The 14,894-nt window shown below is 46.0% G+C and carries 16 protein-coding genes; 14 read left to right on the top strand and 2 right to left on the bottom strand.

Going from position 1 to position 14,894, the window contains the following annotated elements; all coding sequences use genetic code 11:
• The first annotated feature begins 10 nt into the window (after positions 1 to 10).
• The gene (gene cmk, locus ASC49_RS01075) at positions 11 to 700 is read left to right on the top strand and encodes a (d)CMP kinase (RefSeq protein ID WP_055461359.1); all 690 of its coding nucleotides are present in this window, start codon (positions 11 to 13) and stop codon (positions 698 to 700) included.
• A gap of 156 nt (positions 701 to 856) precedes the next feature.
• Positions 857 to 2,539 carry a 30S ribosomal protein S1 gene (gene rpsA, locus ASC49_RS01070; protein ID WP_055461358.1) on the top strand — a complete coding sequence of 561 codons (1,683 nt, stop codon included), beginning with the start codon at positions 857 to 859 and terminating at the stop codon, positions 2,537 to 2,539.
• Between the two features lie 142 nt (positions 2,540 to 2,681).
• On the opposite strand, the gene ASC49_RS01065 is transcribed toward rpsA, so the two are convergent.
• Both ASC49_RS01065 and tsaA read right to left on the bottom strand, forming a co-directional pair.
• Positions 2,682 to 2,942: a hypothetical protein gene (locus tag ASC49_RS01065; RefSeq protein ID WP_055461357.1), complete on the bottom strand. Its 261-nt coding sequence runs from the start codon at positions 2,940 to 2,942 to the stop codon at positions 2,682 to 2,684.
• Positions 2,920 to 3,660: a tRNA (N6-threonylcarbamoyladenosine(37)-N6)-methyltransferase TrmO gene (gene tsaA / locus ASC49_RS01060; protein ID WP_055461356.1), complete on the bottom strand. Its 741-nt coding sequence runs from the start codon at positions 3,658 to 3,660 to the stop codon at positions 2,920 to 2,922. The genes ASC49_RS01065 and tsaA overlap by 23 nt, the downstream gene beginning before the upstream one ends.
• Positions 3,661 to 3,792: 132 nt before the next feature.
• Here tsaA and ASC49_RS01055 point away from each other — a divergent pair, with 132 nt between their 5' ends.
• The 12 genes from ASC49_RS01055 to lipA all read left to right on the top strand — a co-directional run bounded on the left by ASC49_RS01055 (position 3,793) and on the right by lipA (position 14,671).
• On the top strand, positions 3,793 to 5,049 hold the full coding sequence (locus ASC49_RS01055) for a glutamate-5-semialdehyde dehydrogenase (protein WP_055461355.1): 1,257 nt from the start codon (positions 3,793 to 3,795) through the stop codon (positions 5,047 to 5,049).
• Complete coding sequence (gene nadD, locus ASC49_RS01050; protein WP_245624597.1) at positions 5,039 to 5,701, top strand: nicotinate-nucleotide adenylyltransferase; 663 nt, start codon at positions 5,039 to 5,041, stop codon at positions 5,699 to 5,701. Before ASC49_RS01055 ends, nadD begins: the two co-directional genes overlap by 11 nt.
• Before the next feature lie 14 nt (positions 5,702 to 5,715).
• On the top strand, positions 5,716 to 6,069 hold the full coding sequence (gene rsfS / locus ASC49_RS01045) for a ribosome silencing factor (RefSeq protein ID WP_055461353.1): 354 nt from the start codon (positions 5,716 to 5,718) through the stop codon (positions 6,067 to 6,069).
• A gap of 9 nt (positions 6,070 to 6,078) precedes the next feature.
• Positions 6,079 to 6,546, top strand: coding sequence for a 23S rRNA (pseudouridine(1915)-N(3))-methyltransferase RlmH (rlmH, locus tag ASC49_RS01040; protein WP_055461352.1), 468 nt, complete (start codon positions 6,079 to 6,081; stop codon positions 6,544 to 6,546).
• Positions 6,547 to 6,555: 9 nt separating this feature from the next.
• Positions 6,556 to 8,433, top strand: a complete 1,878-nt coding sequence (gene mrdA, locus ASC49_RS01035; RefSeq protein WP_055461351.1) for a penicillin-binding protein 2 — start codon at positions 6,556 to 6,558, stop codon at positions 8,431 to 8,433.
• The gene (rodA, locus tag ASC49_RS01030) at positions 8,430 to 9,551 is read left to right on the top strand and encodes a rod shape-determining protein RodA (RefSeq protein WP_055461350.1); all 1,122 of its coding nucleotides are present in this window, start codon (positions 8,430 to 8,432) and stop codon (positions 9,549 to 9,551) included. The genes mrdA and rodA overlap by 4 nt, the downstream gene beginning before the upstream one ends.
• Positions 9,551 to 10,588: a lytic murein transglycosylase B gene (mltB, locus tag ASC49_RS01025; RefSeq protein WP_055461349.1), complete on the top strand. Its 1,038-nt coding sequence runs from the start codon at positions 9,551 to 9,553 to the stop codon at positions 10,586 to 10,588. The genes rodA and mltB overlap by 1 nt, the downstream gene beginning before the upstream one ends.
• A complete protein-coding gene (locus tag ASC49_RS01020; protein WP_055461348.1) occupies positions 10,575 to 11,507 on the top strand; it encodes a septal ring lytic transglycosylase RlpA family protein in 933 nt (310 codons plus the stop codon). The genes mltB and ASC49_RS01020 overlap by 14 nt, the downstream gene beginning before the upstream one ends.
• Positions 11,508 to 11,590: 83 nt before the next feature.
• Positions 11,591 to 12,739 (top strand): D-alanyl-D-alanine carboxypeptidase family protein, encoded by a 1,149-nt coding sequence (locus ASC49_RS01015; protein ID WP_055461347.1) that lies wholly within the window; start codon positions 11,591 to 11,593, stop codon positions 12,737 to 12,739.
• An 18-nt stretch (positions 12,740 to 12,757) separates the two neighbouring features.
• The gene (locus ASC49_RS19945) at positions 12,758 to 13,063 is read left to right on the top strand and encodes a YbeD family protein (protein ID WP_055461346.1); all 306 of its coding nucleotides are present in this window, start codon (positions 12,758 to 12,760) and stop codon (positions 13,061 to 13,063) included.
• A 3-nt stretch (positions 13,064 to 13,066) separates the two neighbouring features.
• Positions 13,067 to 13,705 carry a lipoyl(octanoyl) transferase LipB gene (lipB, locus tag ASC49_RS01005; RefSeq protein WP_055461345.1) on the top strand — a complete coding sequence of 213 codons (639 nt, stop codon included), beginning with the start codon at positions 13,067 to 13,069 and terminating at the stop codon, positions 13,703 to 13,705.
• A gap of 6 nt (positions 13,706 to 13,711) precedes the next feature.
• Positions 13,712 to 14,671, top strand: coding sequence for a lipoyl synthase (lipA, locus tag ASC49_RS01000; RefSeq protein WP_055461344.1), 960 nt, complete (start codon positions 13,712 to 13,714; stop codon positions 14,669 to 14,671).
• Positions 14,672 to 14,894 lie beyond the last annotated feature (223 nt).

Genomic DNA, 14,894 nt, shown 5'->3' with positions numbered 1-14,894 from the left:
AGGAACAGTTATGATGAATCAAGCCCCAGTTATTACGATTGATGGCCCAAGTGGTGCTGGTAAAGGCACAGTTAGTCAATTGGTCGCGGAGAAGCTGGGATGGCATTTGCTTGATAGTGGTGCGCTTTATCGTTTATTGGCTTTGGCGGCTTCCCATCACGGTATTGAGACTGATGATGTGGAGGCGCTTAAAGTGTTGGCTGAGCACTTAGATATCCAATTCCAGCAAGCAGATGACAACGCAATTGAGATCGTGTTGGAGGGGGAGGTTGTTACCCAAGCGATCCGTACCGAAATTATTGGAAATCAAGCTTCAAAGCTCGCTGCTATTCCCAGTGTACGTGAAGGGCTTTTATTACGTCAGCGTGCTTTTGTTCAGGAGCCTGGATTAGTGGCCGATGGCCGTGATATGGGTACGGTGGTGTTCCCTGAAGCGAGCATCAAAGTTTTTTTAACTGCTAGCCCAGAAGAGCGTGCTCAACGTCGCCTTATGCAATTGCAGCAAAAAGGTGATGAGGTGAAGCTAGATGAGCTGGTAAAAACCATCAAAGAGCGTGACGAGCGCGACGCCAACCGTCCGGTTGCTCCATTGGTTCCGGCTGTTGGTGCGTTAGTGATCGATAGTACCGATATGACTATTGATCAAGTCGTCGACGTAATCATGGTGGAAGCGGCAAAAGCATCATACATTGCAGTTTGATCTGTATTTATGTTCAAACTTTGTGCTAAAATAGATCGATTAAACAAGTCGATTTGGTGCCAGCTCAAACCAAGTCGCAAACAATGAAAATTAACCCCACATAAGCTGGCGATGTGGTAGGGAACATTTAGTTGTTCCGTGTATATAGGAATCACAATGACTCAAAGCTTCGCAGAACTGTTTGAAGAAAGCCTAAAAAGCGTAGAAATGGCGCCAGGCTCGATTGTTACTGGTATCGTTGTTGACATCGATAGCGACTGGGTAACTGTTCACGCAGGTCTTAAATCTGAAGGCGTTATCCCACGTTCTCAATTCCTAAACGAGAGCGGCGAATTCACTCTAGCTATTGGCGACGAAGTTAAAGTTGCGCTTGACGCTGTAGAAGACGGTTTCGGTGAAACTAAACTTTCTCGTGAGAAAGCTAAGCGCGCTGAAACTTGGTCTGTGCTTGAAAAAGCATACGAAGAAGGTGAAATCGTTAAAGGTATCATCAACGGTAAAGTTAAAGGTGGCTTCACTGTTGATATCGCTAACATCCGTGCTTTCTTGCCAGGTTCTTTGGTAGATGTTCGTCCTATCCGTGACACATCTCACCTTGAAGGTGTTGAACTTGAGTTCAAACTTATCAAGCTTGATCAAAAACGTAACAACGTTGTTGTTTCTCGTCGTGCTGTTATGGAAGCTACTAACAGTGCAGAGCGCGAAACTCTTCTTGCTAACCTTGAAGAAGGTCAAGAAGTTAAAGGTATCGTTAAGAACCTTACTGACTACGGTGCGTTCGTTGACTTGGGTGGTGTTGATGGTCTTCTACACATCACTGACATGTCTTGGAAACGTATCAAACACCCAAGCGAAATCATCGCTGTAGGTGACGAGATCGACGTTAAAGTTCTTAAGTTTGATCGTGAGCGTAACCGCGTATCTCTAGGTCTTAAGCAACTAGGTGAAGATCCATGGGTAGCAATCAAAGCTCGTTACCCAGAAGGTACTAAAGTTACTGCACGCGTAACAAACCTAACTGACTACGGCTGCTTCGCTGAGCTTGAAGAAGGTGTTGAAGGTCTAGTTCACGTTTCAGAAATGGACTGGACTAACAAAAACATCCACCCTTCTAAAGTTGTTCAAATCGGCGACGAAGTAGAAGTTATGATTCTAGACATCGACGAAGAACGTCGTCGTATTTCTCTAGGTATCAAGCAGTGCACTCCAAACCCATGGGAAGAGTTCGCAACGTCATTCAACAAGAACGACAAGATCTCTGGCGCAATCAAGTCTATCACTGACTTCGGCGTATTCATCGGTCTTGACGGTGGTATCGACGGTCTTGTTCACCTATCTGACCTATCTTGGGATGAAACTGGTGAAGAAGCAGTACGTAAGTACAAGAAAGGTGACGTTCTAGAAACAGTTGTTCTTTCTATCGATGCTGAGCGCGAGCGTATCTCTCTAGGTGTTAAACAGCTTGAGCAAGATCCTTTCGTTGCATTCGTTGCTGAAAACGACAAAGGCGCTATCGTAACTGGTACTGTTGCTGAAGTTGATGCTAAAGGCGCAACTGTGACTCTAGCTGAAGGCGTTGAAGCTTACTTGAAAGTTTCTGAAATCAGCCGTGAGCGCGTAGAAGATGCTTCTACAGTTCTTAAAGAAGGCGACTCTGTTGAAGCTGCGATCACTAACGTAGATCGTAAAGCTCGCACAATCGCTATCTCTGTTAAGGCGAAAGACGCTTCTGAAGAGAAAGCTGCTCTTAAATCTCACGCTGAGAAGCAACAGGCTGAAGTTAGCGGTCCGACTACAATCGGTGACCTAATCAAAGCTCAACTTGAGAACCAAAACTAATTTTTATTGAGCGTTAGCTTAGTAAAATATGTTTAAAAAAGCGGACCCACTTGGGTCCGCTTTTTTTATGTTTTTTTGAAGATCAGATTGACAAATAAACTATACACAGAAGATGTGGATAAACGTGGGTATAGCTCTTTCGTTAGCGAAATGAGGCCAATAGTGTTTTTATATCTTCTTCATTCCACTCAGGTTTTTCTAATAATTTCGCTACTTCAGGGTTGTTCTGAATCTGGTCCAAATTCTTCTGAAACTTGGCGAAATGGTAGTCTTTTATCAACTTTTCATCGTATTCTGAGCGATAAAGCCTAGCGGTGCTTTGATCTGAGTGGGCCTCAGTTGTCTGAGGTTTTTTTAAGTTATTCACAGTCTTGTAAGCATTAAGCATCTTTGACTTGTTCATGGGGCTCACCTACGGGAAATTCTATTTGGATGACGAGGAAGTGATCCGTTTTTGCCGTCCACTTGATATTAGCATTCCACAATTGGTTTCCATGGTTGCGACCTTCTGATCCTACCAAATAGGATGGGCGCGGATCTTGTCCAATGACTTGCTCAATTAGTGTAATTAAATCTCTATGATAGGTTTCTTTATAGTGGTTCGCTTGCTGAATTGCCAGTTCTGAAAACTTGACGGTTTTTAAGGTGGTTGGCAGTGGGGCGAAGCCGCCTTTGGCTTCCGGCAGTGCATCCGCATAGGGTAGGTAAGGTTTAATATCTACCACTGGTGTTTGATCTAAAAGGTCGGCGCCAATAATGTCAATAAAGACACGATTGCCTTCTTTGCGTACAGCTTTTACTTCCACTACAGACAATCCTAATGGGTTGGGGCGATGGGTAGCTCTTGTGGCAAAAATGCCCATTTTTTCTTTGCCGCCTAGACGTGGAGGGCGAATTTTTGCTTTCCAGTTATCGGTCATACACTCATGAAAGATGAAATGTACCCAGATATGAGAAAAGCCATCTAGGCCATCTAATACATCAAGGCGGTTAAAGGGTGGCAATAGCTCAATTGAGCCGGATGCTTCGGTGACCAGACCTGGCTGACGAGGTATGCCAAATTTTTGTTTGTAACACGAGTGAACGACGCCGACTTGCTGGAATTGAAATGTACTGGTCATGGTTAAATTAATCGTTATGACGTTGAATATTTGAGAATCAGATTGAATAAGATGTGTTAGTATACCGTTTATCTATTTTTATAGCGTCCCATTAAGGGAAAAGACATCGCTGGATAAAGAAGAGAGCAAATAATGTCCTTAGAATCTTACATGAACGAAGTTGGTCAAAAGGCTCGTGCTGCGTCACGCCAATTGACTCGTGCTACCACAGAGCAAAAAAACAAAGCCTTGTTTGCAATGGCTGATGCTTTGGAGCACGCACGACCTCGATTGAAAGAAGAGAATGCTAAGGATCTGGAAAACGGTAAACTAAAAGGTCTTGAGGCTGCGCTACTTGATCGTTTAGAGCTAAATGATGCTCGTATCGATGGCATGATTGAAGGCTTGAAGCAAGTAGCTTCGTTGCCTGATCCAGTGGGTGAAATTACTGATATGGTGTATCGCCCATCTGGCATTCAACTTGGCAAAATGCGTGTGCCGCTAGGTGTGATTGGTATCATTTATGAATCACGTCCGAATGTCACCATTGATGCCGCTAGCCTTTGCTTGAAGTCAGGTAATGCGACCATTCTTCGTGGCGGTAGTGAAGCGTTTTACTCAAACCAAGCCATTGCCGACGCGGTTCAGTCTGGCCTTACAACGGCAGGCTTGCCTGAAGATGCGGTACAGGTGATCAATACGGTTGATCGTGAGGCTGTCGGTCTATTGATTTCGATGCCAGAATTTGTCGATGTAATTGTGCCACGTGGTGGTAAAGGTCTGATCGAACGCATCAGTAAAGATGCCCGCGTTCCAGTTATCAAGCACCTTGATGGTAATTGCCATGTGTACATTGATGATGAAGCGGATTTAGATAAAGCCTTCAAAATCGCCATGAATGCGAAAACTCGTCGTTATGGCGTATGTAATGCCATGGAGTCTTTGTTGGTAAATGCTGCAGTAGCGAAAGAGATTCTGCCTCGCTTAGCCGATGCGTTAGCTGAAAAAGGTGTTGAACTTGTGGGCTGTGAGCAAACTCGTGCAATCATCGAAACGGCTCCGGCAACGGAAGAAGACTGGTACACAGAATATCTAGCGCCAAAGCTTTCTATTAAGATTGTTACTGATATGGATGAGGCGATTGCCCATATCAATAAATATGGATCGCATCACTCTGATGCGATTGTGTCGCAAAACTATTCTAAGACACGATCTTTCATGGCTGAAGTGGATTCCTCGTCTGTGATGGTAAACGCGTCAACCGCGTTTGCGGATGGTTTCGAATACGGATTAGGTGCTGAGATTGGTATTTCTACTGATAAAATTCATGCCCGTGGTCCGGTGGGTCTGATCGGTCTAACCAGCCAAAAATATGTGGTATTAGGGGATGGTCACACCCGTGACAACTGATTTACCTAATGCAATACAAAAAGGAACGGTCGTGATGGGTGGGACATTTGATCCCATTCACCACGGCCATTTGCGTTCTGCGGTCGATATTCTCGATGCCTTCCAATTTAAAACGTTGCGTTTAATCCCTTGTTACCAACCAGTGCATAAAGGGGAGCCTAGTGTGAGCGCTGAGCAACGTCTGAAAATGGTCGAGCTTGGTATTCAGGCGGATTCACGTTTACATGTGGATGCACGGGAGATTCTTCGTGAAGGGCGCAGTTATAGCATTGATACCTTAATCCAGTTGCGTGAAGAACTGGGTCAAGAGGAGCCACTGATTATGGTGGTGGGGATGGATAGTTTCTTGTCTTTACCCACATGGGCGCGTTGGCAAGAGTTGATCGACGTTGCTCACATATTAGTGATCTCAAGACCGGGCTGGGAGCCAGATTTTATCTCAGCCTTAGAGTCTTTTTATGAAAAACATCGAGCGGAGAGCGCGGCTGAGTTACAATGCGCGCCCGCTGGTAAAATTTGGATGCAAAGCTTTACGCCTCTTGCGATTTCATCTAGCCAAGTACGAAACCTTTGTCGCAAAAAAGCGTCTATAGCCTACTTGGTTCCAGAAACAATACAACGCTTCATTGAAGCGAATTCTTTATATAAATAGGGTTATCCGAAACTATGAGCCAAACTCAATTATCTGCCGATCAAATTCTCGAAATTGCTGTCGAATCACTAGAGGATATTAAAGGCGATAACATCACGGTACTTAACGTTAGCGAACTAACCGACATGATGGATTACATGGTCATCTGTACGGGTACATCTAAGCGTCACGTGAATTCTTTAGGTCAAAACGTGGTTGAACACGCGAAAAGCAAAGGACTACAGCCGCTAGGCAGTGAAGGTCGTGATATGGGCAGCGATTGGGTGCTTGTTGATCTATATGACGTCGTCGTTCACGTAATGACTGAAGAAGCGCGTTCATTCTATGACCTTGAAAAACTTTGGGATATCAAACCAGAGAAACGTTAAGGCTTAGAAATGCGTGTTAGATTGATTGCAGTTGGTACGAAAATGCCAAAATGGGTAATCGAAGGCTACGAAGAGTACGCTAAGCGTTTACCCAAGGATTTCTCGTTAGAGCTTGTTGAGCTTCAGATGTCACCTCGTGGTAAAAATACCGACATTGCCAAAGCTATCCAAAAAGAAGGCGATGCAATGTTAGCTGCGATTCCCGCTGGTGACAAAGTTATCGCCCTTGAAGTGCTGGGCAAGACTTGGAGCACTGAACAGCTAGCGGAGCAAACTGCACAGTGGCGCATGGATGGCCACAATATTTCCTTGCTAGTAGGTGGTCCAGATGGCTTAGATCCGCGTTGTACTGCCCGTGCCGATCAGGCTTGGTCACTGTCCAAGCTTACTTTGCCTCATCCTATGGTACGCATTCTATTGGCCGAGCAGATTTACCGTGCTTGGACACTTATGAATAATCACCCATACCACCGCTAGGGTTCTGTTTTGGGCAAGCATCAACAAGTCTTTCGTAACTACCGTCAGGAACATGCCCTAACCAAGCGTAGGGTAATCGTTGCTGCCATTTTTGTGTTGTTATTGGTTGGCGTTTTGATGGCACGCTTATTCTATCTACAGGTGATGGAGTATGAACTCTATCAAACCAAAGCCGATGATAATCGTGTCATGCTTGTCACTGAGCCGCCGCCTAGGGGGCTTATTTATGACCGCAATGGTGTGGTGTTAGCTGATAATCGCCCGATACACAGCTTAACGGTCATTCCAGAGCGTGCTGCGCGTCTTCCCGAATTAAAGGCTCTGCTCAATCCTCTGATCGAGATTACGGAGGAGGAGTGGGCCGACTACGAAGATCGCTTAAAGGACTATCGGCGACCGTATCAATCGATTACCCTGAAAACGCAGCTGACTGACGAAGAATGGTCACGTGTTTCGGTTGATTTGTACAAGCTAGATGGCGTTCAAGTTGAAGCCCAATTAACTCGCTATTATCCGTATGGAGAGGCGTTTGCTCACGCCATTGGTTATGTCGGTCGTATTACCTCTAAGGATTTAGAGCGTGTGGATCGCTTAGCTTATCAAGGTGCATTATTCATTGGTAAAACCGGTGTTGAGGAATACTACGAATCCACTTTGTTTGGTAAGCCCGGTATTTCAAAAGTTGAAGTGAATGCGCGTGGGCGCATCATGTCTGAAATTGAACGGCAGAACCCAACGCCAGGGCAAAATTTGCATCTGTATATGGATGCTCGCTTACAGCAGTATGCCTACGATTTATTGGGCAATTATAAAGGCTCAGTGGTCGCCATTGATCCAAATAATGGTGGGGTACTAGCCATGGTGTCAAAGCCTGGCTTTGATCCCAACCTCTTTGTTCGCGGTATCTCTGTGGCTCAATATGCAGACCTACGTGATGACAAGCGTCTTCCTCTTTTTAATAGGGCGTTGCGCGGCGGTTATCCGCCAGCTTCCACCATCAAACCGTTTATGGGACTGGCAGGTCTGGAGTACGGTTTTGCTTCATGGACGGAACAATACTATGCCCGTGGCTATTATCAAATTAACCCTAATGGTCGCCGTTATCGAGATTGGAAGCGCGGCGGTCATGGTTGGATAGACCTAGAACGATCTATTATCGAGTCCGTCGATACTTATTATTACCAACTGGCTAATAAAATGGGTATTACCCCAATTCACACCTTTTTGAGTAAGTTCGGTTTCGGTCAATCTTCCATTCTGGACCTTAATGGTGCGAGTTCAGGTTTGCTGCCGTCGAATGAATGGAAAAAAGCCCGTTATAAAGAGCCTTGGTATCCGGGGGATTCGGTAAACGTGGGCATTGGTCAGGGCTTTATGGTGGCAACGCCGATTCAAATTGCAACGGCCAACGCGGCCATGGCTGCCCGTGGCCATATGTATTACCCACGCATGGTTCAAACCATCAATGATATGCCTGCGACCTTTGAAGACAATGAAGGGGTTGAGCATAAGATTACCCTAAAGGATCAGCGTAACTGGGAGCGTATGGTTGTAGCGATGGAAAAAGTCGTTACCGATGCTCATGGTACTGGGCGCCGCTTGCAAGGTACTGAGTATAAAATTGCCGGAAAAACTGGGACAGGCCAGGTATTTAGTTTGGCGGATGACCAAGAGTACGACGCCAATAGTCTAGATAAACGTCTGCATGACCATGCTTTGTTTATTGGTTTTGCCCCAGCAGACGATCCTAAGATTGCGGTATTCGCCATTTTTGAAAACGGCGGAAGTAGTGCTAAGCCAGCCGATCTAACCAAAGCATTGTTCGATGCCTATTTATACGACAACTATCCTGCTGAGTATGATTACTTCAAGGAGCAAGGCCGATGAATATGCCATATTATGAGCGCATCATTGCATTTACCAATGCCCGCTTATGGCGATTAACGCACGTCGATGTATTGCTCTTGATGGCGCTATTGCTACTCATGGCTGGAGGTTTAACTATCCTCTATTCGGCATCAGGACAAGATGTAGAGATGGTAGAACGCCAGATCTTTCGTCTAGGGGTCGGCATGGTGATATGTTTGATACTTGCCCAGTTGCCCCCCAAATATATGCGCCGAGCCTCGCCATTCTTATTTGTTGTTATCGTCGCCTTACTTGTTGGTGTTTTGTTGTTTGGTGTCGGTGCGAAAGGTGCTCAACGCTGGCTACAGATTCCGGGAGGACCACGTTTTCAGCCTTCCGAGTTAATGAAAATTGTTATGCCAATGATGGTGGCTTGGTATTTTGCTAACCGTCCCTTGCCTCCCTCCTTGAAAGAAATAGTGACGGTGTTAGTGATCATCGCGGTGCCTTCTTTGATGGTGGCGAAGCAGCCTGACTTGGGAACTGCTTTGTTGGTAGGGGTGTCCGGTATTTTTGCGCTGTTTTTGGCGGGTATCGGCTGGCGTTATATTCTTGGAGCAGCAGCGGTTGCCCCAGCAGCGGCCTACAGTTTGTGGCATGTGATGCATGACTACCAAAGACAGCGAGTGCTGACCTTTCTAAATCCTGAAAGTGATCCTCTAGGTTCGGGTTGGAATATTATTCAGTCTAAAACTGCTATTGGCTCTGGTGGTCTTTATGGCAAAGGCTATTTGGAAGGTACACAGGCACAGCTAAACTTCCTGCCGGAAAGTCATACCGACTTTATCATTGCCGTGTTGGCGGAAGAGTTTGGCATGTTGGGCTGTGCTTTGCTGATGTGTGCCTATCTGCTGGTGATTGCTCGTGGTTTATATATCGCCGCCAATGCGGAAGATAACTATGCCCGATTATTGGCGGGCAGTATTACTTTAACCTTCTTTGTGTACATGTTTGTAAATATTGGCATGGTCTCTGGGATCTTACCGGTTGTCGGTGTACCGTTACCTCTAGTGAGCTATGGTGGTACCTCAATCATTACCATCATGGCGACATTCGGGATTTTAATGTCGATTCAAACTCATAAAAGGGCAAGGTAATGTATTCAAGAGTGTTGGCCTTAAGTTTAGTGTTGGGGTTGTATGGTTGCTCAACTGTAAACAATCAGGTTGAAGCAAAGACAACGGCAACGGCAACGGAAACAATTCAAACGCTACCCTATATTGAGCTTCCAGAGGTACGTCAGTTCATCGACGACATGGGCTCAAAGCACAATTACGATCGCGAACTTCTTACGCAAATGTTCACAAATACTTATAAACGTGAGCAAGTGATTACCAAATCCGATAATCAACCAGAAGTATTGGTGCCATATCACAAGTATAGAGCGAACTTTATTGACCCTGTGCGTGTCCAACAAGGGGTTGCTTTTGCGAAGCGTAATAAGCAATGGTTAGACAAAGTGGAAAAGGATTACGGTGTCGATTGGCAAATTATCGTGGCTTTGATTGGTGTGGAAACCGCCTATGGTAAGGTCACTGGCAATCGCGATGTGTTTACTTCTTTAACCACCTTGTCGTTTGACTATCCACGACGTGGAAGTTATTTCAAGAGCGAATTAGAGGCCTATCTGTTGCTGGCGCGTAACCAAGGCTGGCGACTAGGGGAGACTAAAGGCTCCTATAGCGGGGCGTTAGGGATGGTGCAGTTTATGCCCAGTAACTATATGAAGCTAGCGGTTGACTACGATCAAAATGGGCGGGTAGACCTTTGGGGGTCCGAAGCCGATGCAATTGGCAGTATAGCCAATTACTTACGTCATCATGGCTGGAAATATAAACAGATCGCAGCAGTGACTGCTCGTGTGGATAAGCCTGAGGATGTTAAAGAATTGGTGAATAAAGGCCGTGCTCCGTTACATACGATGAATGAATGGGGCGCTAAAGGCGTGTGGGCAACAACAAACTACACTGCTGGTAAAGCGGGTTTGATTGGTTTGCGTGAAAGTGAAACAGAGCTGGATTATTGGCTGGCTTATGATAATTTCTTCACCATCATGGACTACAACCCTAGTCGCCGTTACGCCATGTCCGTTTTAGAATTAGCAAATAGGATTGCACAGCATGAAGGTGACTAAGTGGCTGGGTTTAATAACAGCCGTCGGTTTGACTGGTTGTGCCAGCACTGATCATATTAATGGCCGTGATTCGATTGATTACGAGAAAGCTTCCGGCGGTGGTCGCTACAGTATTTTGCAAGACCATGCACCGAGCGGCGATATTAAGGTCGATCATCTACCGGACTTGATTCCGAAATACGAGCCAAAGAGCCGTGGCGGTAATAAGTCACCCTATGAAGTGTGGGGTAAGAAATATTATGTGATGGATTCCGCATCCGGCTATAAGGCAGAAGGAACGGCATCTTGGTACGGTCAGAAATTTCATGGACATAGAACCTCAAATGGGGAAACTTATGACATGTATGCCTTTTCTGCTGCGCATAAATCTTTGCCACTCCCAACGTATTTAAAAGTTACCAACCTTGATAACCAACGCTCAGTCATCGTTCGCGTGAATGACCGCGGGCCATTTCACGGCGATCGTTTGATTGATTTATCCTATGCGGCGGCGGCACGTTTGGGATACCACAAAAAGGGGTTAGCTCGAGTACGAGTAGAGGCTATTACGCCTAAGCTCGGTGAGCGTTATCAAGTGTCAAATGCACGCACACCCGTAGCCGTCACTCCTGTAGCGGCCTCTGCACCCGTTCCGGCCATTTCTAAAGCCTCTGTTCCAGAGTCGGCTCCGGCTAACGATCTGCTGTTCAGTCATTTACAATTAGGTGCTTTTTCAAAGCAAGAATCTGCGCGTAATTTAAAGCAACGACTGTTTGAAAGCTTTGATACAGCGATCAGTATCGAAGTGGTGCATGCACCGGATGGACTTTATAAGGTGGTGGTTGGGCCTTATGAAAATGACCAAATGTTGCAAACGTGGCAACAGAAATTGGAGCAAGCCGGCTTTGGCAAAAGTGTAAAAGTCGCGTTAGCTCCCTAGAGTAAACTTTAACTAGGCTAGAGATTCAAAGCTCCCTTTAGTATCATGCAGGCCTCACGGATTTGACTAAGACGTTTAAAACTATGAAACGACTGTTATCGCTTTTTATATTTACCATTTCTTTAATGACTTCATTGGTGCATGCCGCACCTTCCTTGATTCCGGCTCCACCACAGCTTTCAGCCAGCAGCTACGTACTTATGGATGCTTATACTGGCGATGTGCTGGTTGAACATAATAGTCGTGAGGAGTTACCTCCAGCAAGCCTGACTAAGCTGATGACAGCTTACATCACAGAGTTTGAATTGGCGAAAGGCAACATTTCGTTTGATGATAAAGTAACGATCAGTGAAAAAGCGTGGCGTATGGAAGGCTCTCGAATGTTTATTCGAGAAGGGACGCAAGTTGCTCTAGAAGACTTGATGCGCGGCATTATCATCCAATCTGGTAATGATGCCAGTGTTGCTGTCGCCGAGCACATTGCAGGTGGCGAAGCGGCGTTTGCGGATTTGATGAACCAACATGCGAAGTTACTTGGTATGAATAACTCGCATTTTGTCAACTCAACAGGGTTCCCAGCACAAGATCACTACTCAAGTGCTTATGATCTAGCTTTGTTGTCCCGTGCGACGATTATCCATTTTCCAGAAAACTACAAAATGTATTCTGAGAAATACTTCACTTACAACGACATTCGTCAGCCAAACCGTAACCGATTGTTATGGCGTGATGATACCGTTGATGGTCTTAAAACAGGCCACACGGAAGCGGCTGGCTACTGTTTAGCGGCTTCTGCGGTACGTAATGGTACACGTTTGATTGCGGTTGTGATGGGAACCAACTCAGATGAAGCCCGTGCTTCTGAAACGCAAAAACTTCTTAACTTTGGTTTCCGTTACTACGAAACTCGTAAGCTTTACAGTGCTGGCCAAGTGCTAAGTGATGCCCGTGTTTGGGGCGGTGAAGTGGACAGCGTAAAAGTTGGTTTTGCTGAAGATGTTCTTGTGACCATGCCGCGTCAAAATGCCGACTCAATTCCTGCATCGCTAGAGTTGAAGTCTGAGATCGAAGCCCCAATCTCTGCAGGTGATGTGCTAGGTAAGATCATTGTTGGGACGCCTGAAAATACCCTTCTTGAACGCGATGTAGTGGCACTAGAGCCAGTTGCAGAGGGTGGCTTCTTCAAGCGTCTATTTGACAAAGTAAAATTGTTCTTTATGAACTTGTTTTAAAATACGGTAATTCAAAAAATGGCTTTAATTAATAAACAAGGTGTGGTTGACAAGGATGCTCCCGGTGCCCCTAAAATCGAGTTTCCTTGCGCTGACTACCTGATTAAAGTTGTCGCGATGGACAGTGATGATACTCATATTCAAGTGGTTGAGTGCGTGCTAAAACACGCACCTGACTTTGATGAATCATCGATCAACAAAAATGTCTCTTCCAAAGGACGCTTTGTCAGCTTTAGCTTCCGTATCAATGCTGAAAGCGAAGATCAATTGGCACGCTTGCACAAAGATCTTATGGTGGTCGAAGCCGTTAAGATGGTCATGTAATTGATGCCAGACGCTATCCTTTGTCGCGATCTCGGCCTAGTGCCTTATGAATCCACTTGGGAGAAGATGAAAGACTTCACCCAAGTCCGAACCAAAGAAGACCCTGATCAAATTTGGTTATTGGAACATCCTCCTGTGTTTACCCAAGGGCAGGCAGGTAAAGCAGAGCACTTGCTGGCCGCTGGCGATATTCCAGTAATCCAAGCTGACCGTGGAGGCCAAGTGACCTATCATGGCCCAGGTCAGTTGATCGCTTACATCATGATTGACCTAAAGCGTTTAGGGATTGGTGTACGTGATCTGGTCACGCTTATCGAAAACTCCATTGTCGATGTCTGCAAGCAGCATGGCATTGAGTCTTACCCCAAGCCGGATGCACCGGGTGTTTACGTGAATGGTATGAAGATTTCCTCTTTGGGGTTGAGAGTACGAAGAGGCTGCTCGTTCCATGGCGTGGCATTAAATGTTGATATGGATTTGTCCCCATTTTTACGCATTAATCCGTGTGGCTATCAAGGTCTACAGATGATTGATATGAAGCGCTTGCAGCCTGAAACCAAGATGGCGCAAGTTAAAGTTCAGCTGGCAAACGTATTGGCTGAACGTCTCGGATACTCTCATCCGATTATCCAACAAGGGTGAATAAGAATGACTACTCAGCAAAAGCGAGTTGTGCAGGGTGAAAAACTGCGCGGTGCCGATAAAATGGCCCGTATCCCTGTAAAAGTTATCCCAACGGAAGAAATTCCACGCAAGCCAGACTGGTTGCGCGTACGCATGCCTGCTTCTCCAGAGATTGCTCGTATTAAGAGCACACTACGTGAGCATAAATTGGCGTCCGTGTGTGAAGAAGCGAACTGTCCGAACCTTGGTGAATGTTTCTCTAACGGCACCGCGACTTTTATGATCATGGGCGATATTTGTACTCGTCGTTGTCCGTTCTGTGATGTGGCACATGGTCGTCCGAATGCTCTAAGCGAAGATGAGCCAAAAGAGCTGGCGGTAGCGATCCGTGATATGCGTTTGAAATACGTGGTCATCACCTCAGTTGACCGTGATGATCTTCGTGATGGTGGTGCGCAACACTTTGTTGACTGTATCCGCGAGACCCGAGCGCAAAGCCCAAATATCGAGATTGAAACCCTAGTACCAGATTTCCGTGGTCGTATGGATGTGGCATTGGATATTCTTGAAATTGCGCCACCAGATGTCTTCAACCATAACCTAGAGTCGATCCCACGTTTGTACCGTCAGGTTCGCCCAGGTTCGGACTACCAGTGGTCACTAGATCTGTTGAAGAAATTTAAAGAGCGTTGCCCAGACGTACCGACTAAATCAGGTTTGATGGTCGGTATGGGTGAAACCTTTGAAGAAATCGTCGAAGTGATGAAAGACCTGCGTGCTCACAACGTTGACATGCTAACGATTGGTCAGTACTTGCAACCCTCAAAGCATCACTTCCCAATGGATCGCTTTGTGCATCCAGAAGAATTTGAACGCTACGAGCAAGTGGCGAAAGAACTTGGCTTTAAACACGCAGCCTGTGGCCCATTGGTACGCTCTTCGTACCATGCGGACAAACAAGCCCACGGTGAGCGCGTTTCTTAAGTCTGTTTCACAGTGACGAAAAAAGCGAGGCAGTGTAATGCGCCTCGCTTTTTTTATGCCTTCTAGAATTGAAAGCATAAAAAGCCCGCCATTATTATGCTGGCGGGCAAAGAAGCTGTCCGTATCTGGTGCTAAGGGGGAAAAGTACCAAATGTATGTGGAGCTAATCGGTAATCAGGCTGTAACAATACGCCACGAGATATCAGCCTAGCCAAGACTTAGC

This window comes from Marinomonas fungiae (assembly GCF_001418205.1).
GTDB classification, from domain to species: Bacteria; Pseudomonadota; Gammaproteobacteria; order Pseudomonadales; family Marinomonadaceae; genus Marinomonas; species Marinomonas fungiae.
This window is presented reverse-complemented; position numbering and strand designations above follow the sequence as displayed.